At 73.4% G+C, this 19,483-nt stretch carries 16 protein-coding genes; 14 read left to right on the forward strand and 2 right to left on the reverse strand.

Going from position 1 to position 19,483, the window contains the following annotated elements; genetic code table 11:
• Positions 1-64: 64 nt before the first annotated feature.
• Positions 65-1,039, reverse strand: coding sequence for a type I pantothenate kinase (coaA, locus tag ACK2IS_RS04545; protein ID WP_409485632.1), 975 nt, complete (start codon positions 1,037-1,039; stop codon positions 65-67).
• Between the two features lie 101 nt (positions 1,040-1,140).
• Here coaA and glmS point away from each other — a divergent pair, with 101 nt between their 5' ends.
• The 10 genes from glmS (at position 1,141) to ACK2IS_RS04595 (ending at position 12,517) form a co-directional block, all read left to right on the forward strand.
• Positions 1,141-2,994 carry a glutamine--fructose-6-phosphate transaminase (isomerizing) gene (gene glmS / locus ACK2IS_RS04550; RefSeq protein ID WP_409484963.1) on the forward strand — a complete coding sequence of 618 codons (1,854 nt, stop codon included), beginning with the start codon at positions 1,141-1,143 and terminating at the stop codon, positions 2,992-2,994.
• The gene (locus ACK2IS_RS04555; protein ID WP_409484964.1) at positions 2,991-3,344 is read left to right on the forward strand and encodes a holo-ACP synthase; all 354 of its coding nucleotides are present in this window, start codon (positions 2,991-2,993) and stop codon (positions 3,342-3,344) included. Before glmS ends, ACK2IS_RS04555 begins: the two co-directional genes overlap by 4 nt.
• 33 nt (positions 3,345-3,377) lie before the next feature.
• Positions 3,378-4,901, forward strand: a complete 1,524-nt coding sequence (locus ACK2IS_RS04560; RefSeq protein WP_409484965.1) for a bifunctional ADP-dependent NAD(P)H-hydrate dehydratase/NAD(P)H-hydrate epimerase — start codon at positions 3,378-3,380, stop codon at positions 4,899-4,901.
• On the forward strand, positions 4,898-6,064 hold the full coding sequence (gene alr / locus ACK2IS_RS04565; RefSeq protein ID WP_409484966.1) for an alanine racemase: 1,167 nt from the start codon (positions 4,898-4,900) through the stop codon (positions 6,062-6,064). Before ACK2IS_RS04560 ends, alr begins: the two co-directional genes overlap by 4 nt.
• On the forward strand, positions 6,049-7,332 hold the full coding sequence (locus ACK2IS_RS04570; RefSeq protein ID WP_409484967.1) for an alpha/beta fold hydrolase: 1,284 nt from the start codon (positions 6,049-6,051) through the stop codon (positions 7,330-7,332). The genes alr and ACK2IS_RS04570 overlap by 16 nt, the downstream gene beginning before the upstream one ends.
• A complete protein-coding gene (gene tsaE, locus ACK2IS_RS04575) occupies positions 7,329-7,808 on the forward strand; it encodes a tRNA (adenosine(37)-N6)-threonylcarbamoyltransferase complex ATPase subunit type 1 TsaE (RefSeq protein ID WP_409484968.1) in 480 nt (159 codons plus the stop codon). Before ACK2IS_RS04570 ends, tsaE begins: the two co-directional genes overlap by 4 nt.
• Before the next feature lie 236 nt (positions 7,809-8,044).
• On the forward strand, positions 8,045-8,488 hold the full coding sequence (locus ACK2IS_RS04580) for a hypothetical protein (RefSeq protein WP_409484969.1): 444 nt from the start codon (positions 8,045-8,047) through the stop codon (positions 8,486-8,488).
• 67 nt (positions 8,489-8,555) lie between these two features.
• Positions 8,556-9,941 (forward strand): purine-cytosine permease family protein, encoded by a 1,386-nt coding sequence (locus tag ACK2IS_RS04585; protein ID WP_409484970.1) that lies wholly within the window; start codon positions 8,556-8,558, stop codon positions 9,939-9,941.
• Between the two features lie 102 nt (positions 9,942-10,043).
• The gene (locus tag ACK2IS_RS04590; protein ID WP_409484971.1) at positions 10,044-11,567 is read left to right on the forward strand and encodes a thioredoxin domain-containing protein; all 1,524 of its coding nucleotides are present in this window, start codon (positions 10,044-10,046) and stop codon (positions 11,565-11,567) included.
• Between the two features lie 131 nt (positions 11,568-11,698).
• Positions 11,699-12,517 (forward strand): DUF1684 domain-containing protein, encoded by an 819-nt coding sequence (locus ACK2IS_RS04595; RefSeq protein ID WP_409484972.1) that lies wholly within the window; start codon positions 11,699-11,701, stop codon positions 12,515-12,517.
• On the opposite strand, the gene ACK2IS_RS04600 is transcribed toward ACK2IS_RS04595, so the two are convergent.
• On the reverse strand, positions 12,456-15,593 hold the full coding sequence (locus ACK2IS_RS04600; RefSeq protein WP_409484973.1) for an MFS transporter: 3,138 nt from the start codon (positions 15,591-15,593) through the stop codon (positions 12,456-12,458). The genes ACK2IS_RS04595 and ACK2IS_RS04600 overlap by 62 nt on opposite strands.
• Before the next feature lie 306 nt (positions 15,594-15,899).
• Here ACK2IS_RS04600 and ACK2IS_RS04605 point away from each other — a divergent pair, with 306 nt between their 5' ends.
• From ACK2IS_RS04605 to tsaD, 4 genes are read left to right on the forward strand one after another with little or no spacing between them, the layout of a single operon-like run.
• Positions 15,900-17,129 (forward strand): MFS transporter, encoded by a 1,230-nt coding sequence (locus ACK2IS_RS04605; protein ID WP_409484974.1) that lies wholly within the window; start codon positions 15,900-15,902, stop codon positions 17,127-17,129.
• A 23-nt stretch (positions 17,130-17,152) separates the two neighbouring features.
• Positions 17,153-17,824, forward strand: a complete 672-nt coding sequence (tsaB, locus tag ACK2IS_RS04610) for a tRNA (adenosine(37)-N6)-threonylcarbamoyltransferase complex dimerization subunit type 1 TsaB (protein WP_409484975.1) — start codon at positions 17,153-17,155, stop codon at positions 17,822-17,824.
• Positions 17,825-18,355, forward strand: coding sequence for a ribosomal protein S18-alanine N-acetyltransferase (gene rimI / locus ACK2IS_RS04615; protein ID WP_409484976.1), 531 nt, complete (start codon positions 17,825-17,827; stop codon positions 18,353-18,355).
• A gap of 1 nt (position 18,356) precedes the next feature.
• Positions 18,357-19,406 (forward strand): tRNA (adenosine(37)-N6)-threonylcarbamoyltransferase complex transferase subunit TsaD, encoded by a 1,050-nt coding sequence (gene tsaD / locus ACK2IS_RS04620; RefSeq protein WP_409484977.1) that lies wholly within the window; start codon positions 18,357-18,359, stop codon positions 19,404-19,406.
• Positions 19,407-19,483: the final 77 nt, after the last annotated feature.

A 19,483-nucleotide genomic window follows, 5' to 3' on the forward strand; every position in this document is an offset into this window, starting at 1 on the left:
CACTCGGGCCACCCGCGCCCTCCGGCCGGCACGAGGCCGCCCAGGGCCGGACGACGCGAACCGCTCAGAGCTTGCGGAGCAGCACCCGCCGCACCGAGTGGTCCTCGCCCTTGGTCAGCACCAGGCTCGCGCGCCCGCGGGTGGTGAGGACGTTGTCGGCGAGGTTGGGGCCGTTGATCTCGTCCCAGATGCGCAGGGCGGTCGCGCGCGCCTCCTCGTCGGACAGCCCGGCATACCGACGGAAGTAGGACTGCGGGTCGGCGAAGGCCGTCTCCCGCAGCGCCAGGAAGCGCTCGACGTACCACCGCTTGATGTGGTCCACCCGGGCGTCGACGTAGACCGAGAAGTCGAAGAAGTCGGACACGGCCAGCCCCACCCGGCCGTCGCGGCGCGGCTGCGGGGCCTGCAGCACGTTGAGCCCCTCGACGATCAGCACGTCCGGTCGCTCGACCACGATGACCTGGTCCGGGACGATGTCGTAGACCAGGTGGGAGTAGACCGGCGCCTCCACCCGGGCGGCCCCGGCCTTGACCTCGGCGACGAAGCGCAGCAGCGCGCGGCGGTCGTAGGACTCGGGGAAGCCCTTGCGGTGCATCAGGCCTCGCTCCTGCAGCACTGCGTTGGGGTGCAGGAAGCCGTCGGTGGTGACGAGCTCGACCTTGGGGGTGGACGGCCAGCGCCGGAGCAGGTCGCGCAGCAGCCGGGCGGTCGTCGACTTGCCCACCGCCACCGACCCGGCGACCCCGATGACGAAGGGCGTCGCGGGCGGGGTGCGCTCCATGAGGAAGTCGCTGGTCACCTTGTGGAGGCCGCTGGTCGCGTCGACGTAGAAGGACAGCAGCCGCGACAGCGGGAGGTAGACCTCCTCGACCTCGCGCAGGTCCAGACTGACGCCCGCCCCCGTGATCCGCTGGACGTCCTTGTCCGTCAAGGACAGCGGGTGGCGGTCACGCAGGCGTGCCCAGGCGGCACGGTCCAGCTCGACGTAAGGCGTGGGCACGTGGCCTTCGTGGGACGACACCGGCACATTGTGACGCATCGCCACGGCCGGGCCTGCGAGCGGTCGCATCCGGCCGACCGCTCGGCGAGCCCGGGCCACCCTGGGCGGGGCGGCACCGGCGGGCCGTTATCGTGTGCGCCATGTGCGGAATCGTTGGATACGTCGGTCCCCGGGTGGACGGCAAGGCGGAGCAGGTCGTCCTCGAGGGCCTGGCCCGGTTGGAGTATCGCGGCTACGACTCGGCCGGCATCGCGGTCGTGACCCCGGGCGGGGTCCAGTCGGCCAAGAAGGCCGGCAAGCTGGCCAACCTGGTCGCCGAGCTGCAGGACAACCCGCTGGACCAGGGTGCGACGGCCATCGGCCACACCCGCTGGGCCACCCACGGCGGCCCGACCGACCAGAACGCCCATCCCCACCGCGGCGGCGCCGACCGCAAGGTCGCCCTCGTCCACAACGGCATCATCGAGAACTTCCACGCCCTGAGGACCCAGCTGCTCGCGGACGGCGTCGAGTTCAGCTCCGAGACCGACACCGAGGTCGCGGCCCAGCTGCTCGCCCGGGCCTACGACGGCGACCTGAAGCAGGCCATGCTGACCGTGGTCAACCAGCTCGACGGCGCCTTCACCCTCCTCGCGGTGCACGCCGACGAGCCCGGCACGGTGGTCGCCGCCCGCCGCAACTCGCCCCTGGTCATCGGCCTCGGCGAGGGCGAGAACTTCCTCGGCTCCGACGTCGCCGCGTTCATCGGCTACACCAAGCAGGCCATGGAGGTCGACCAGGACCAGCTGGTCGTCATCACCCCCGACGAGGTCACGGTGCTGGGCTTCGACGGCACGCCCGCGCAGGGCAAGACCTTCGAGGTCACCTGGGACGCCGCCGCGGCGGAGAAGGGCGGCCATTCGTCCTTCATGGAGAAGGAGATCCTGGAGCAGCCCAAGGCGATCGGGGACACCCTGCTGGGGCGCACCGACGAGGACGGCCGGCTCGTCCTGGACGAGATGAACGTCGACCCCCAGCGGCTCGGCGCCATCGACAAGATCATCATCGTGGCCTGCGGGACGGCGTTCTACTCCGGCCTGTCCGCGAAGTACGCCATCGAGCACTGGACCCGGATCCAGACCGAGGTCGAGCTGGCCCACGAGTTCCGCTACCGAGACCCGGTGGTCGACGAGCGCACGCTGGTCGTCTCCATGTCGCAGTCGGGCGAGACCATGGACACGCTCATGGCGGTCAAGCACGCCAAGGACCTCGGGGCGCTCACCATCTCCATCTGCAACACCTACGGCGCCACCATCCCGCGCGAGTCCCACGCGGCGCTCTACACCCACGCCGGCCCGGAGATCGCCGTGGCGTCCACCAAGGCCTTCACCGCGCAGATCGCCGCGTGCTACCTGCTCGGTCTCTACCTCGCCCAGCTGCGCGGCGGGGCGTACGCAGAGGACGCCCAGACCGTCATGCGCGAGCTCGCCGAGATCCCGCGCCACGTCGAGACGGTGCTCGCCTCGATGGGGCGGGTCCGCGAGATCGCCCGCTTCATGGCCGACACCCGCTCGGTGCTCTTCCTCGGCCGGCACGTGGGCTACCCGATCGCGCTCGAGGGTGCGCTCAAGCTCAAGGAGATCGCCTACATCCACGCCGAGGGCTTCGCCGCGGGCGAGCTCAAGCACGGCCCGATCGCGCTGATCGAGCCCGGCCAGCCGGTCTTCATCGTCATGCCGGCACAGGACAGCCCGTACGACCTGCACGCCAAGGTCGTCTCCAACATCCAGGAGATCCGGGCCCGCGGCGCCCGCACGCTGGTGATCACCGAGGAAGGCGACGAGGCGGTCCGCCCCTTCGCCGACGAGGTCATCGAGGTGCCCCGCACGACCACCATGATGATGCCGCTGCTGTCGATCATCCCGCTGCAGGTCTTCGCCTGCGAGCTGGCGACCGCCAAGGGCCTGGACGTGGACCAGCCCCGCAACCTCGCCAAGTCGGTCACCGTCGAGTGACCATCGTCGGTGTCGGGGTCGACGTCGTCGACGTCGACCGGTTCCGCCGGACCCTCGAGCGCACGCCCGGGCTCGAGGGTCGGCTGTTCACCGCGGGGGAGCGAGGGCTGCGCCCGGAGTCGCTGGCGGCGCGGTTCGCCGCCAAGGAGGCGCTCGCCAAGGCGCTGGGCGCTCCCGGGGACCTGGCCTGGCACGACGCCGAGGTGTGCCGCGGTGAGCACGGACAGCCGTACTGGTCGGTAACCGGAACCGTGCAGAGCCGGATGACCGCCCTCGGGGTGGCTAGGCTGCACCTGTCGCTCTCGCACGACGCGGGGGTGGCGTCGGCCTTCGTCGTCGCCGAGGGCTGAGCCCCGGCCGCGCCCGCTCCTGCAGGAGGCACCATGATCCACGCCTGGTCCGTCGACGACGTCCGTGCCGCGGAGGAGCGTGCCGCCGAGGGCCTGCCCGACGACGAGCTGATGCAGCGGGCCGCGCAGGGCCTGGCCGCCGTGGTCGCGGCGCGCCTGCCCAGCGACCCGGACACCCAGCCCCTCGTCGTCGCCCTGGTCGGCGGCGGCAACAACGGCGGCGACGCGCTGCACGCCCTGGCCCACCTGGCCGCCCTGGTCGGCGAGCCGCTCGACCTGGTGGCGGTGCTCACCGGGTCGCAGACCCACCAGGCCGGGCTGGCCGCGGCCCGGGAGGCGGGCGTGGAGGTCCACGACGCCACCACCGAGCCCGGTCGGGACGCGGCCGTGGAGATCCTCGGCCTGGCCGACGTCGTCCTCGACGGGGTCTACGGCATCGGCGGTCGCGCGGGCCTGCCCGACCTGGTCGCCGCCCTCGTGGACACGATCGCCGAGGACGCCCACGTCGTCGCCGTCGACGTGCCCTCCGGGGCCGACCCCCGCGGCGAGGTCACCGCGGGCGAGGGGGTCTGGGCCGACGAGACCGTGACCTTCGGCGGCCCCAAGCCGGTCCACGTGCTCGGCACCGCCGACCGCTGCGGTCTGCTGACCGTCGTCGACGTCGGGCTCGACCTGGACGAGGCGGCCCCCGCCGCCCAGCGCCTCGAGCACGACGACCTGGCCCTGCTCTGGCCGGTGCCCGGACCCCACGACGACAAGTACTCCCGCGGGGTGCTCGGCGTGGTCGCCGGCGGCGAGACCTACACCGGGGCAGCGGCCCTGTGCGTCACCGCGGCGGTCGAGGCCGGTGTCGGCATGGTCCGGTACGTCGGACCCCCCGGCCCCACCGACCTCGTGCGCCGGCTCGTCCCCGAGGCGGTCCACGGCGACGGTCACGTCCAGGCGTGGGTGGTCGGCCCGGGTCTCGACCCCGCCCCCGGGCCCGGTGACCGGCTCGGCCTGGACCAGGTCGCCGCCGCCCGCCGCGCCCTGGACGGCGACCTGCCCTGCGTCGTCGACGCCGGCGGCCTCGACCTGCTCGACGGGCCCCGTGAGCACGCGGGCGCCCGCACCCTGATCACCCCCCACGCGGGCGAGCTCGCCCGCCTGGTCAGCCGCGTCGACCCGGACGCCACCGAGCTCACCCGCGAGCAGGTCGCCGCGGAGCCGGTGCGCTGGGCGCGGCGGGCCGCCCGGCTGCTGCGCTGCACCGTCCTGCTGAAGGGCGGGACGTCGTGCGTCGTGCCGCCGCCGGGCTCGGGACTGCCGGTCCGCGCCCAGGCCGACGCCCCCGCCTGGGCGGGCACGGCCGGCTCCGGGGACGTCCTCGCCGGGCTCGCGGGCGCCCTGCTCGCCGCCGGGCTGGACCCGCTCGACGCCGGCTCGCTGGCCGCCCTGGTCCACGGGGTCGCGGCCCACGACGTCAATCCCGGCGGCCCGGTGCGGGCCCTCGGCATCGCCCACCAGCTGCCGCGGACCGTCGCGCGGCTGCTCGCCCGAGCGGAGGAGCGGCGATGAGCACGCCCCGGGACCACGCCGGGGAGCTGCGCATCGACCTGGCGGCCATCAGCGCCAACGTCCGTCGGCTCGGCGAGCTCGCGGGGGCCGCGGGGGTCATGGCCGTGGTCAAGGCCGACGGCTACGGCCACGGGCTGGTCCCGTCGGCCCTCGCGGCCCTGCGCGGCGGGGCCACCTGGCTCGGCGTCGCCCAGCTCGCCGAAGCCCTCGAGCTGCGCGGGGCAGGCATCACCGCCCGGGTGCTGGCCTGGCTCTACGCCCCTGGTGCCGACCTGGCCCGGGCGGTGCGCGAGGACGTCGACCTGGCGGTCTCCGCCCCCTGGGGTCTCGAGGCGGTCGCCGAGGCGGCCCGGTCCGCGGACCGCGTGGCCCGGCTGCACCTCAAGGTCGACACCGGGCTCGGGCGCAACGGCGTCCTGCACGGCCCGGACTACACCGCGCTGCTGGCCCGCGCCCGCCAGCTCGAGGCAGCGGGCCTGGTGCAGGTCGTGGGCGTCATGCAGCACTTCGCCCACGCCGACTCCCCGGAGCACCCTGAGGTCCGGGCACAGGCGGAGCGCTTCGCCGCCGCGGTCGCCGAGGCCGAGCGTGCCGGCTGCCGGCTCGAGGTCCGCCACCTCGCCAACTCCGCCGCCACCGTGACCGATCCCTCCCTGGCCTACGACCTGGTGCGGCCCGGCCTGGCGGTCTACGGCCTGTCCCCGGTCCCGCACCTCGGCGGGCCCGCGCGCTACGGGCTGGTCCCCGCGATGACCTGGACGGCGCCGCTGTCCCAGGTCAAGACCGTGCCGGCCGGGCAGGGCCTGTCCTACGGGCACACCTACGTCACCGAGCGGGACACCCGCGTCGGGGTGGTCCCGCTGGGGTATGCCGACGGGATCCCCCGGGCGGGCAGCGGCGTCGGACCGCTGCAGGTCGCCGGTTCTCGGCATACTGTTGCCGGCCGCGTGTGCATGGACCAGCTGGTCGTCGACCTCGGCCCCGACGCGCCCGCCCGCGAGGGCGACGAGGTGGTGATCCTGGGAGACGGTCGGGACGGCTCGCCCACGGCCCAGGACTGGGCGGACGCGACCGGCACCATCAGCTACGAGCTGATCACCAGGGTGGGCCCCCGGATCCCTCGCCGGTACCTCGGAGGGGAGCCGTCATGGGCCCTGACCTGAGCCATCTCAGCCGTCTGGTCACCGGCCTCGGTGTCGGGCTCGGCACCGCCGCGGCCGGGGTGACCGGCCTCACCTCCCGGTCCCGGTCGCTGGCCGACGAGGTCGACGACGTCGAGGCGACCTATGCCCACCTGTGCGACGAGGAGCGGGTGGTCGTCTCCGAGGACGGCACGGTCCTGCACGTCGAGGTGGACCGCCCCGCGGACCCGGACCCGGCCCGCCCGGTCGTGGTGATGTCCCACGGCTACACCTTGTCGACCAAGGCCTGGATCTTCGTCCGTCGTCGCCTCAAGGACGCGGGCTACGAGGTCGTCTGCTGGGACCAACGGGGGCACGGCCGTTCGGGCGCGGGCAGCCGCGACTCCTACCGCATCGACGTGCTCGGTCGCGATCTGCAGGCCGTGGTCGCCGACACTTGTCCCGGCCGCACCTTCGTGCTGGTCGGCCACTCCATGGGTGGTATGACGCAGATGGGCTTCGGGCGTCAGTTCCCCGAGCTGGTCCGCGAGCGCTGCGTCGCCGTGGCCTTCGTGGCGACGAGCAGCGGCGGGGAGGGGGAGGACCGGGTCGCCCTCGGCGACCTGCTGGGCCGGGCTGCGCAACGGGTCGGGCCCTATGCCCTGGCCCCCCTGGCAGGTCGGCAGACGGTCGTCGAGCAGGCCCGTCGGGTGGCCCGGCAGCTGGAGGCCTTCGTCACCTATCGCTACTCGTTCGCCTCGCCGGTGCCGCCGAGCCTGCTGCACTATGCCTCGGACATGATCATGTCGACACCGGTGGAGGTCATGCAGGGTTTCCTGCGGACGCTGTCCGAGCACGACGAGCGGCAGGCCCTGGCGTCGTTCGCCGGGATCGAGGCCCTGGTGGTCAACGGTGACCGCGACCTCATGCTCCCGCCGTCCCACAGCGAGCGGATCGTGCGCAGCCTGCCGGGCGCCGAGCACGTCGTGGTCAGCGACGCGGGCCACCTGCTGATGCTGGAGCACCCGGAGCTGGTGAGCGACCAGATCCTGGCCATGATCGAGCGGGCCGTCCGGCACGAGTCGCTCGGGGAGCGCACCCGGGTGCAGGTCACGGACCTGGCCCACCGGCGCACGAGCCGGTCTCGGCGCCACCAGGCCGAGCGGCGCGAGCAGCGGCGCCGTGCCCGTGAGCAGGTGGAGCACGCCACCGAGCAGACCCGGGCCGAGCTGGCCCGGCAGGCCCAGCGGGTGGTCCGTGGACGCCGGGCGTCCGGGAGCACCCGGGTGACCGAGGAGGAGCCGTCATGACCACGCTCTCGCTGCCCACCGCCGAGGACACCCGGCGGCTCGGGCGCCTGCTGGGGGAGGAGCTGCGCGCCGGGGACCTGGTGCTGCTGACGGGTGACCTCGGCGCAGGCAAGACCACCCTGACGCAGGGGCTGGCCGAGGGCCTGGGCGTGCGGGGGCCCGTCACGAGCCCAACCTTCGTCATCGCCCGGGTCCACCCCTCCCTGGTGGGGGGGCCCGCTCTGGTCCACGTCGACGCCTACCGACTCGCCGGGGCGCTCGACCTCGACGACCTGGACCTGGACGCCTCCGTGGCGGAAGCCGTGACCGTGGTCGAGTGGGGGCACGGGATCGCCGAGCTGCTGAGCCCGGACCGGTTGGAGCTCGAGCTCACGGGGGAGACCGAGCGGACGGCTCGCCTAACGTCGCACGGTACGCGCTGGTCCGGACACGTAGAGCGATTGTGGGCGAGGCTGGGTGCCACCTTGGAGGGCTAGGGACATGATCAGCCTCTTCGGGTGACGGAGGGTGCCACGGTGACTCCGTAGTAGCCGCGCATAGTCACAGACAACTACGTATAGTTTGCGTGAGGTCGCATACGGGTGGAATCATGGCTTTCGCCCGAGATGTTCACGCAACAGGTCTGGTAGCCCTATCGGGCTAGGAACTACGGTCGGACAGGTCACTATCCGTGCACCGGCTCCAGCGTCATCCAGCTCCAGCGAGGTCGCCCATGCATCACCGCTCCACGTCCGCCCGCACCACGGCGAGGCGACTGCTCGCCGCCCCGGCGCTGCTGTGCATGGTCGCCCTCAGCGCCTGCTCGGGCGGGCAGAGCGCGACCGGCACCTCGACCCCCGGGGCGAGCGCCCCGACGGAGGCCGCGGCGGTCGCCACGACCGCCGCCCTCTCCGCGACCACCACCCCCCACCAGGCCGTCGCGGCCGGCATCCTGGACCAGGCCGTGACGCAGGCCCGCCAGGCTCCCGCCCTGGGCAAGGCCGCCGACGGCCAGGTCCGCGGCTGGCTCAAGGCCGCGTGCGCGGCCCATCTCGCCGGCGTGTCGGACTCCCAGATCCCCGTCGCCCTGGCCCAGGACATGCAGACCCTCGGCGCGGACGCCCGGGCCGGCGCCCAGTCCGTCGTCCCCGTCGCCCGCAAGCTGCTCTGCCCCTGAGGCCCGCGCCCTCACCGCGACCTCCGCGCCTCCCCTCCCCGCCGCTTCCCCCCCTCAGGACCCGATCATGACCGCCACCTTGTCCCCATCCCCCTCGACCGGGCACGACGACTCGGTCGCCGTCGCCGCCGACGACTACTCCCTGCAGCGGGTGCCGCTCGAGGCGCGCTACGGCTGGTTCTCCGTGGCCATGCAGCGCTTCGGGATGCTCTCCGCCCTGGCCCAGTTCATGCTCGCCGCCTCCATCGGCATCGGCCTGTCCTTCTGGGACGCGATGCTGGCCATCACCATCGGCTCGGTGGTCCTGGAGGCGCTCACCATCTTCGTCGGGATCGCCGGCCAGCGTGAGGGGCTGTCCACCTCGCCGCTCGCCCGCTGGTCCGGCTTCGGCACGGGCGGCTCGGCCATGGTGGGTGTGGTGATGGCGCTCAGCCTCGTCGGCTGGTTCGCCATCCAGAACGCCGTCTTCGCCGAGGGTCTGCACCGCATCGCCCCCGCGGTCCCGCTGTGGGCGCTGTGCATCCTCGGTGGTCTCCTCGTCACGGCGATCGTGGTCTTCGGCTTCAACGCCATGAACTGGGTGGCGTGGGTGGCGGTGCCGGCCTTCCTGGGCCTGTGCCTGTGGGCGATCTTCTCCGAGCTGTCCAAGCACTCCCTGGGTGACCTGCTCGCCTCCGGTCCCTCGGGCACGCCCATCTCGATGGGCGCCGCGACCACCATGGTGGCGGGCGGCTTCATCGTCGGCGCGATCTTCACCCCGGACATGTCGCGCTACAACCGCACCGCGATGGACGTCGTCAAGCAGACCGTCGTCGGCGTGACGTTCGGGGAGTACTTCGTCGGCGTGGTCGGGGTCATGCTGGCCCACGCGCTCAAGATCTCCGTCCCGGCGAACGCCGGCGTCATCGTCGGGATCATCCAGTCCACGTCCGGTGTGCTGGGCGTCCTGGTGCTGGCCCTGTCGATCATCAAGGTCAACGACTGGAACCTCTACCCCTCCTCGCTCGGCATCGTCAACGCGGTGCACGTGCTGACCGGTCGGCACGTCAACCGCGCCTTCGTCGCGGCGGGTCTCGGTGTGCTGGGGTCCATCCTCAGCGCCGTCGGCATGGCCGAGCACATCACCCCCTTCCTGCTCGAGCTGGGTGTCCTGTGCCCGCCCATCGCGGCGATCCTCATCGCGGACTACTTCGTGTGTCGCTCCTGGCGCGGCGAGCTCGACGCCTCCCGCGCGTCGGGGGCCCTGCCCGCCACGGCGCCCCGTTGGGTGCCGGCCGGTCTGGTCGCCTGGCTGGTCGGCTGGCTGGCCGGGCGCTGGGCCTCGGCAAACCCGCAGCTTCTCGACGGCTGGCTCGTGCCGGCACTCACCTCCGTCCTGGTCGCCTTCGTGGTTCACGTGGCTCTCGGTCGTCTCGGGCTCGCCCGCGGCGTGGGGATCCACGAGACCCGCTGACCAGGACCACCAGGCGAGCAGTCCCCATCTGACCTGCTCTGCCGTACGACGGATCCGGCACACCGCTCGGTCCACCCCCAAGAAGAGAAGGAACTCCCACTGATGAACCTCTCCCGCACCACCAGTCGCTCGCTCCTCGCGGGCGTGCTCGCAGCCGGGGTCGCCTCGTCGATGGCCCCCAGCCTGGCCTCTGCCGCGGTCGCCGCCCCCACGACCGCCTCCGTCCGTGCCGCCACCGTCGCCGCCGGCGGCACGATCATCGACGTCAACATGTCGAACCTGGCCGAGGTCAAGGCCATGAGCAAGGACCGCCCGGTCGTCATCCTGGTCACCGCCCCGGCCTGGTGCGGTTACTGCAAGAAGCTGGACCCGGTGATCCGCAAGTTCAACGCCGACGACGCGGGCAAGTGGGTCCTCGCGATCATCGACGTGGACAAGGCGGGTGGCGCCGAGAAGGAGTTCGGCGCCGACGGCTACCCCACCATGATCCCGTGGGGCAAGAACGGTGAGATGAAGGGCACCGGTCGCATGGAGGGCTGGGCGGGCGAGTCCGGCACCCGCGAGTGGCTCGACGCCATGCTCAAGGAGTACGGCCCGACCAACACCCCCGCGCCGACCACCACCCCCGCGCCGACCACCACTCCGGCGCCGCGCCCCACCCAGACGCCGCGTCCGACCGAAACGCCGCGGCCCACCCAGACGTCTCCGACGCCGCTGCCCACCAAGCCGCGCCCCACCCAGACCCCGACCCTGCCGGCCCCGACCGGCACCGTTCCCGGCCCGGTGCCCACCAGCACCGCCCCGATCCCGGTGCCCACCTCCACGGCGCCGGCTCCGACCACGACCGCGCCGGCTCCGACCACGCCCGCTCCCGCCCCGACCCCCGGCGACGGCACCCTGCCCGAGCTGCCCCCGGGCGCCGTGCAGCTCACGGACAAGAACTTCGACGAGGCCGTGATCAAGGAGTCCGCCAAGCGGACCGTGATCATCGACTTCTCGAAGGACAAGTGCGAGCCCTGCCTGGCCATCGCGCCGGTGCTGGACGCGAAGTACCGCGCCGACGGCGGCAAGTGGCAGTACACGCGTCTGGATGGGACGGCCTTCCCCGAGCTGTGGAAGAAGTTCGACAACCCGTGGTTCCCGACGCTCGTCGCCATGCGTGACGGCAAGGAGATCTCGCGCCGCACGGGCTACGAGGGCGACGCCGAGGCCGTCAAGGCCTGGATCGACTCCGTCGCCGAGGGCAAGGCTCCCGCGACCGATCCGCTGGTCATGGACCTGAAGTCCGAGCAGGACTGGAACACCGTCGTCGCCATGTCCAAGCGTCACCCGGTGGCCATCCGCGCCCACCTGGACGGCTACTTCAACGGCTCCAAGCGCAACGGTGAGGCCGCCAAGAAGATCGTCAACGGCGACGGCGGCAAGTGGACCCTGGTCAACGTCGACATGGCCGGACCCGGCGCCTCCATCCTGGCCCGCAAGGGCATCCGCGTGACCACGGTCCCGCAGATGTTCGTCTTCTACAACGGCAAGGTCCAGCTCACCCCGCTGAACGGCCCCGCCGACGAGGCCAAGATCCGCGAGTGGGTCAACGTCATGCTGAGCACCCACTACCCGCCGGCCTGAGCCGCGGGCTGATCATCCAGCACCACCCTCGGTCCGGCCGGGGCGCGGCTCTCGTCGCGCCCCGGCCGGACCCGTCATACCCCCACCGCCAGAGCCCTGGCATCGCCATCACCACCCTTGAGGAGAGCATCATGACCACCGAGACCAGCACTCCCGCTGCCGAGCACCAGCGCTGGCGCGAGGCCCGCCACTCCGCCGTCACCGGCCCGCACGGCAACCTCGCCCTCGTGGGCTTCCTGCAGGTCACCGAGCAGCCGGAGCAGCTGGACCAGATCCCGGCGACGGTATGGCGCGTCGGCGACGCCGACGAGATCATGGTCACCGCCGACGCCGCGGACGAGGTCCGCCTCGACGGGGAGCTCGTGGACGGCGATCGTGCCTGGGCCCGGCTGCGCCCCGACGGCACCCCGCTCCTGACCTGGCAGGGGCTCGCCGCCGACGCGTTCTCGTTGGACGGCTCCGCGTTCGAGGTCCGCGTCTACGACCCCTCCGCCCCGCGCCGGGTCGAGTTCGAGCGCATCGACTGCTACGACTACGACCCGCAGCTGGTGGTCCCGGCTCGTTTCGTCCGCGACGCCGAGGTGCAGGCCGTGCCGTGGGAGTTCAGCCGCGGCAGCGACAGCGGCTCGCTGAAGCAGGTGCCCGGCAGCGTGCAGTTCACCCTGGGCGGTGAGGAGCACCGGCTGGCGGGGTTCCTGGACGGCCGCGTGCTGGTCGTCGTCTTCGCCGACGAGACCACGGGCCGTGAGTCCTACGCCCCCGGCCGCTTCCTCAAGCTCGACATCCCGCAGGACGGTGAGCTCGAGCTCGACCTCAACCGCGCCTTCGTGCCGCCCTGCGGGTTCTCGGACTTCTACTCCTGCCCGCTGCCGCCCGCCGGAAACCGGCTCAGTGTCCCCGTCCGTGGCGGGGAGCGGCGTGTGATCTGGCGCGAGCAGCAGCAAGCCTGACCGAGCCCAGGGTGGCCACGAGCGCCAGTGCCGTGCCCGCCCAGGGCAGCGTCCGGGTCTGGCCGGCGTCCACGAGCACCCCGCCGAGGGCGCCGGCCACCGCGACGCAGAGGTTCCAGGTGGTCACCACCAGGGCCTGACCGATCTCCTGGGACTGCCCGCAGATGCGAGCCGAGGCGGTCTGGAAGATCGTCGGGGCACCGCCGAAGGCCAGGCCCCACACCGCGACGACCCCGAGCACCGTGAAGAGCGGCCCGGTGGGCACCAGGAAGCAGGCGGCGAGGGAGCCCATCAGTCCCGCGCAGACGAGGGTGGCGAGCAGCTGCAGGTGGCGGTCCACGTTCCTGCCGACCAGGGCCAGCCCGACGACGGCGACCAGCCCGAAGGCGAGGAGCAGCACGTCCAGTCGCAGGTCCCGGCGCCCCTGGGCCAGGGCCGGCAAGAAGGTGTAGACCACGTTGTGGGCGGTGGAGTAGAACGCGGTCACCGCGAGCACCCGGCCGAGTCCGGGCAGCCGGATCACGCTGAACAGCCCGGGTCGGTCTCCGCCCCGGGGTTCTCCGGGGATGCGGGGCAGGCTGACGAGGGCGAGGAGCAGGACCGCGGCCGCGAGCGCGGACACGGCGGCGAAGGAGAGCCGCCAGCCGAGCAGGCTGCCGAGGAGGCTGCCGAAGGGGATCCCCAGCGCGAGCGCCATGGGCGTGCCGGCCATGGCGATGGCCATGGCCCGGCCCGCGATCTCCGGGACCACCAGCCGGGTGGCGTAACCGGCCAGCATCGCCCACAGCAGGCCGGCGCAGGCACCCGCGGCGAACCGCGCGACGGTGAGGACCATCAGCTCGGACGTCAGGAGGGGCACGCTGTTGGTGACCACGAAGGCGAGCAGGGTGGTGAGCAGCAGCGGCTTGCGGTTGACGGACCTGGTGAGCGCGGTCATGGGTATGGCGGCCAGCCCGCACCCCACGGCATAGGCCGTGACCAGCTGGCCGATGATCCCGTCCGACCAGCCGAGCCCGGCCCGCATGGACGGGGTGACGGCCACGGGGAGGGCCTCGGTCATCATGGTGATGAATCCGGCCGCGGCCATGAGCAGCAGCTGACCGGCGGGGGGCTTCTCGCGGGGGACGTATCCGCCCTCGTCGCGTGGGGCCACCCGGGTGTGCGACCCCGTGCTGCGCCGGGTCTCGGCCCGCGTCAGCGGGCCGGTGTGCTCCTGCTCCCCGCGAACTGCGCGGCTCGTCGGGCCGGTGGTCTCCACGCCACGCCGCATCTGCGAGCGGGTGAGGGCCCGGGTCGGCTGGGGATCGGGTGTGCCCGACCCGTCGCGCCGACCTAGCCGTGAGCGGGACTGGGCGTCGAGCTCGTCGTCCCCGTCGTCGAAGACCGGGGTGAACGTCGCGGTGCGCGGTCCGCCGTCCTCGTCGTCGAGGTCCTCGGGGTCGGCCAGGACCGGGCGGAAGACCTCGGTGCGGGGTGCCGGGTCACGGACGTCGAAGCGGTAGTCCTCGTCCTCGTCGTCGAGGTCCTCGGGGTCGTCCAGGACCGGGCGGAAGACCTCGGTGCGGGGTGCCGGGTCACGGACGTCGAAGCGGTAGTCCTCGTCCTCGTCGTCGAGGTCCTCGGGGTCGTCCAGGACCGGGCGGAAGACCTCGGTGCGGGGCTCGGTTCCTGCCGCCGCCTCGTGCCCGGGGTAGCCCCGGTCAGAGGCCCATGCGGCGAGAGGGTCGTGCGGGACCGTGCTGCCGGGCGTCCCTCGGTCCCACGAGGCGCTGCGGTCGAGCGGGTCGGTGCCCAGCTCCGGCGGGTATCCGTCGTCCTCGTCCTCCAGCTCGTCCCGGTCGTAGCGGTCGTCCTCGTCGTAGGACGCGGCGTCCGCGGGGTGGCGGTCGTGCTCCTCGTCATACCCGGGGCGGTCGCGGACGGGGGCGAACAGCTCGGTGCGAGCGCCGGGGTAGCGGTCCTCGAACGGTGGCTCGTCGTCAGGGGTGGGAGTGAACGTCCGGTCGACCACGGAGGAGCCGTAGGAGGAGGCGCCGTAAGAGTGGGAGGCGTAGGGAGGGGCGTCGAGGGACGTCGGTGGTTGGTAGCCCTCCGACCACGAGGAGGGAGGACCCGTGGGTGACGTGAAGGCCGTGGGTGACCCGGGCGTCAGGCGGGACTCCGGCGGCGCAGGGGACTCGTACGTCCTCCAGGGCTCGTAGGACGCCGGGGGCTCGTAGGAGGCCGGGGGCTCGTAGGGCGCGCGGGTCTCGTACGACGTGGGGGGCTCCGGGCTCGCGTGCCGGGAGGTGTACGACGTCGCGGAGTCGTACGAGGTGGGCGCGTCGCCGAGGCTGTCGTAGCCGGTGGGCGCGTCGTAGGTCCCCGGAGAGGACGCGGGCCGCGCGAACGGCTGGTAGCTCTCGGAGGGCTGGTAGGTCCTGGGAGGCTCGTAGGTGGTGGGAGGCTCGTAGGTGGTGGGAGGCTCGTAGGTGGTGGGGGACTCGTAGGTGGTGGGGGACTCGTAGGTCCCGCTGGTCTGACGGTGCGCCGCCGGCGTGGCGTAGAGGTCGGGGGTGTAGCTGGGTGCCGAGGGGTACGAGGAGGGCGAGGAGGTGCCCGGGCCGGAGGAGCCCGCAGAGGTGTAGGCCGTCGCCCCGCCGGGCCTGGACCCGCCGTCGGGCACCGGCCGGATGAGCTCGGTGCGAGCCGGGCCGCCGGGCGGGCTCGCGTCCCGGTCGTCGTAGGGCCACCCGGACCCGGCTGGCTGCTCCGTGCGGGAGGAGGCGGTCGGCCGCACCGGGTCGCGGTAGACGGGGATCAGCTCGGTGCGTGGCTCGTCGGGGGAGCCTGCCAGGTAGTAGTCCTCGTCCACGGGCGGCAGGTACTTCGACATGGTGTCGTGCACCGACCGTCGGGAGTCCTCGTCGAGCGGGACGGAGGTGGTGCGGTAGCTGCGCGTGGCGCCGTAGGCGACGGTGGATCCGGCGGGGTCGATGCGGGGATCGCGAGGCTCGCGCCGATCCCGTCCGTCCCGGCCCTCCCGCCCCTCGCGAGGCCTGCCGCGGTGCGTGTTGCGGGTCGCGGCTGGCTCCACGGCGCCTCCTCGTGTTGGGGGTGTCGGTCGATCGTCACCCGCCGTGTCCGTGGGCGCAATGGTCATCCCCCCGGCGGGAGGACAGTTTTTGACTCTCCGCGCCCACCTGGTGCGATGCGTAGTGGGCAACGTGAGGGTCTGTGACTATTCGTATGTCTGATCACACCCTCGGGGCGGCGATCTCCTGACGTCGGGCGACGGGCACCTCGTGCCCCGACCACCCTCCGCCGCGCCCGACCCGCGCCGTCGTCTCGGTGTCCCCGCTCCGCTCGACCCTGGCACCGAGGTGGCGGGCAGACTGGGCACATGCTGCGCCATCTCGGCTTCCCACCCGTCGGCGACCATCGCCGGTTCGTCGTCGCCATCACGGTCGACGCGATCGGCTCCGGGGTCTTCATGCCCCTGTCGATGCTGTACTTCCTGCGCACCACCGACGTCCGGCTCGAGCAGGTCGGGGCCGCCCTGTCGATCGCCGCCGCCGTGGCGCTCCCGGTCGTCCTGCTCGTGGGGCAGCTCGTCGACCGGCTGGGGCCGCGCCCGATGCTGCTGGCGGCCAACGCGATCCAGGCGGCGGCGTATGCCGGCTTCCTGCTCGTTCACGACGCGGCCGGCATGCAGACCGTCACCATCCTGGCAGCCCTGGGGCAGGCCTGCTTCTGGGGCTCCTTCGGGCCGATGCTGGCCGCCATCACCCACGAGGGCGAGCGGGAGCTGTGGTACGGCTTCGTCGGGGCCCTGCGCAACCTCGGCTTCGCGGTGGGCGGGCTGGTGGCGGGCCTGGTGATCTCCGTGGGGACGCTCACGGCCTACCACGGCGTGGTCCTCGCCAACGCCGTGTCCTTCGTCCTCGCGCTCGTCCTGCTCGCGGGCGTTCCCGTGCCGGCGCCCAAGCGCACCCCGGGGCGGCACCCGCTCGCCGGCATCGGCGTCGTGCTGCGTGACGCCCCCTACGCCGTGCTGCTCGTCGCCACCCTCGGCTACGCCCTGTGCGGGCTGGCGCTCAACAACGCGATGCCGGTGTATGCCGCCGACCGGCTCCACCTGCCCGGGTGGGTGACCGGGGGGATCTACACCCTCAACACGGTGCTGGTCGGCCTCGGCCAGGGCCTGGTGGTGCGTGCGATGACCGGCCACCGTCGGCACCGGGTGCTCGCGCTGGCGGGGGTGGCCTTCGTGGTGGGCTTCCTCCTCCTGGCGGTGGCCGGCCGTGCCGGCGCCGGGCCGGCCACCGCGGTCGTCCTCGTCGCGGTGGGGGTCTACACCCTGGGCGAGCTCCTCGGCGGCCCGGTGCTCTCCGCGGTGGCGGTGGACTCTCGGCCGGCCGAGCTGCGGGGGACCTACCTGTCGGCCTACCAGCTGTCCTGGAACGTCGCCGGCATCATCGCCCCGGCGGCCTTCACCTGGCTCCTGGGCCGCGGTGACGCGTCGGTCTGGCTGGCCCTCGCCGCGTCGGCGGCCGTCGGGATCGGGGTCACGCCGCTGCTGGCCCGGGCCCTGCCCGTCGCCAGGGAAAGGGTGACCAACCAGGCGGGCTGAGCAGCGGCGATAGACTGCCGCGCGTGCTGCTCGCCATCGACACCTCCACCAGCGCCATCGGCGTCGCCCTGCACGACGGCGACCGGGTCGTCGCCGAGCACGGCGTGCTCGACGCGCGGGCCCACGGCGAGCTCGTCGCCCCCGGCATCGTGACCGTCCTGCGGCAGGCCGGGCTGCGACCGGCCGACGTCGACGCGGTGGTGGTGGGCACCGGGCCGGGCCCGTTCACCGGGCTGCGGGTCGGCATCGTCAGCGCCCGCACCTTCGCCCTGGCCCTGGACCTGCCGGTCCACGGGCTGTGCTCCCTGGACGCCCTCGCCCACGAGGCCCGGCAGGCCGCCGTCGACGGCCCGCGGCGGCTCGTGGTGGCGACCGACGCCCGCCGCAAGGAGGTCTACTGGGCGGGCTACGACCTGTCCGGGGAGCTGCCCGTGCGCGAGGGGGAGCCAGCCGTGTGCCGCCCCGCCGACCTCGCCCCGCGGCTGGGCGGACGGCCCGTCGTCGGCCGCGGACCGCACCTGTATCCCGAGCTCGGCGCCGTCGTGCCCAGCAGCCCCCGCGACGTCTGTGCGGGCTGGCTCGCCGACCTGGCCGTCCGCCGCCTCGCCGCGGGCGAGGACCTGTCCGACACCACCCCCCGCTACCTGCGCCGCCCCGACGCCGTCCCCTCCGTCGCCCCCGTCACGGTGGTCTGAGTGCTGCGCGAGCTGGCCTGGGGCGACCTGCCGCGGCTCGCCGAGCTGGAGCGTGAGGCCTTCGCCCAGGACGCGTGGAGCGAGCCCACCTGGTGGTCCGAGCTCGCCGGACGTCCCCGGCGGGAGTACGTCGTCTGGGACGACCCGGAGCGCGGCGGCGTCGTCGGCTACGCCGGGCTCGACCACGGCGGGGACGTCGCCGACGTGATGACCATCGCCGTCACCCCCGTCGCCCGCGGCCTGGGCCTCGGACGGCGCCTGCTGCACGAGCTGGTCGCCCGGGCGACGGCCGGGGGAGCGAGCGCCCTGCTCCTGGAGGTCCGCGCCGACAACGCCCCGGCCCGGGCGCTCTACGAGAGCCACGGCTTCGAGACCATCTCGGTGCGGCGCCGCTACTACCAGCCCGGCGACGGCGACGCGCTCGTGATGCGCCGCCACCTGGCCCCGGGCGAGCCCGCCCAGGGCCGCGGGGCGACCGGCGCCGCCTCCGGCATACGACCTGATCCGCAGCCCACCCAGAAAGACACCTGACATGACCCGCACCGACGAGCCGCTCGTCCTCGGCATCGAGACCTCCTGCGACGAGACCGGCGTCGGGATCGTCCGCGGCCACACGCTGCTCGTCGACGCCATCGCGAGCAGCGTCGACGAGCACGCGCGCTTCGGCGGCGTGGTGCCCGAGGTGGCCTCGCGCGCCCACCTGGAGGCGATGATCCCCACGATCCGCCGCGCCTGCGCCGAGGCCGGGGTCACCCTGCAGGACCTGGACGCCGTCGCCGTCACCTCCGGGCCCGGCCTGGCCGGGGCGCTCCTGGTCGGCGTCGCCGCGGCCAAGGCGCTCGCCGTGGCGCTGGACAAGCCGATCTACGGCGTCAACCACCTCGCCTCCCACGTGGCCGTGGACATGGTGCAGCACGGGCCGCTGCCCGAGCCGACGATGGCGCTGCTCGTCTCGGGGGGCCACTCCAACCTGCTCTTCGTCCCGGACATCACCGGCGACGTCCAGCACGTCGGGCAGACCATCGACGACGCCGCCGGAGAGGCCTTCGACAAGGTCGCGCGGGTGCTGGGCCTGGGCTTCCCGGGCGGACCGATCATCGACCGCTCCGCGCGCGAGGGGCAGATCGTCATCGACTTCCCCCGCGGGCTCACCGCGGGCAAGGACATGGAGCGGCACCGCTACGACTACTCCTTCTCCGGGCTCAAGACCGCGGTGACCCGGTGGGTACGCGCGCGTCAGGAGGCCGGGGAGCCGGTGCCGGTGGCCGACGTGGCCGCGAGCTTCCAGGAGGCCGTCACCGACGTGCTCACCCGCAAGGCGCTGCTGGCCTGTCGGGAGATGGGGGCCACCGACCTGGTCATCGGGGGTGGGGTGGCGGCCAACTCACGGCTGCGGGAGATGGCCCAGGAGCGGTGCGATCAGGCCGGGGTCCGGCTGCGCGTCCCGCGGCCGGGGCTGTGCACCGACAACGGCGCGATGGTCGCGGCGCTCGGCGCCCAGATGGTCGCGCGGGGGCGCACGCCCTCCGACCTCGGTCTGCCGGCGGACTCCTCGATGCCGGTCACGGTGGTCTCGGCCTGAGCCACCCGGCCGCTACAGACGGGAGGCCGCAGGACACCGGCGGGCCGCCCGGTCGACCGGACCTGACGTGCCGGCCC

The sequence above is a fragment of the Arsenicicoccus dermatophilus genome (genome assembly GCF_046267915.1).
Lineage (GTDB): Bacteria > Actinomycetota > Actinomycetes > Actinomycetales > Dermatophilaceae > Arsenicicoccus > Arsenicicoccus dermatophilus_A.

Coding starts and splice junctions, on each gene's coding strand:
- coaA (WP_409485632.1), bottom strand. CDS start 1,039: ATGCGTCACAATGTGCCGGTGTCGTCCCACGAAGGCCACGTGCCCACG.
- glmS (WP_409484963.1), top strand. CDS start 1,141: ATGTGCGGAATCGTTGGATACGTCGGTCCCCGGGTGGACGGCAAGGCG.
- ACK2IS_RS04560 (WP_409484965.1), top strand. CDS start 3,378: ATGATCCACGCCTGGTCCGTCGACGACGTCCGTGCCGCGGAGGAGCGT.
- alr (WP_409484966.1), top strand. CDS start 4,898: ATGAGCACGCCCCGGGACCACGCCGGGGAGCTGCGCATCGACCTGGCG.
- ACK2IS_RS04570 (WP_409484967.1), top strand. CDS start 6,049: ATGGGCCCTGACCTGAGCCATCTCAGCCGTCTGGTCACCGGCCTCGGT.
- tsaE (WP_409484968.1), top strand. CDS start 7,329: ATGACCACGCTCTCGCTGCCCACCGCCGAGGACACCCGGCGGCTCGGG.
- ACK2IS_RS04580 (WP_409484969.1), top strand. CDS start 8,045: ATGCATCACCGCTCCACGTCCGCCCGCACCACGGCGAGGCGACTGCTC.
- ACK2IS_RS04585 (WP_409484970.1), top strand. CDS start 8,556: ATGACCGCCACCTTGTCCCCATCCCCCTCGACCGGGCACGACGACTCG.
- ACK2IS_RS04590 (WP_409484971.1), top strand. CDS start 10,044: ATGAACCTCTCCCGCACCACCAGTCGCTCGCTCCTCGCGGGCGTGCTC.
- ACK2IS_RS04595 (WP_409484972.1), top strand. CDS start 11,699: ATGACCACCGAGACCAGCACTCCCGCTGCCGAGCACCAGCGCTGGCGC.
- ACK2IS_RS04605 (WP_409484974.1), top strand. CDS start 15,900: ATGCTGCGCCATCTCGGCTTCCCACCCGTCGGCGACCATCGCCGGTTC.
- tsaD (WP_409484977.1), top strand. CDS start 18,357: ATGACCCGCACCGACGAGCCGCTCGTCCTCGGCATCGAGACCTCCTGC.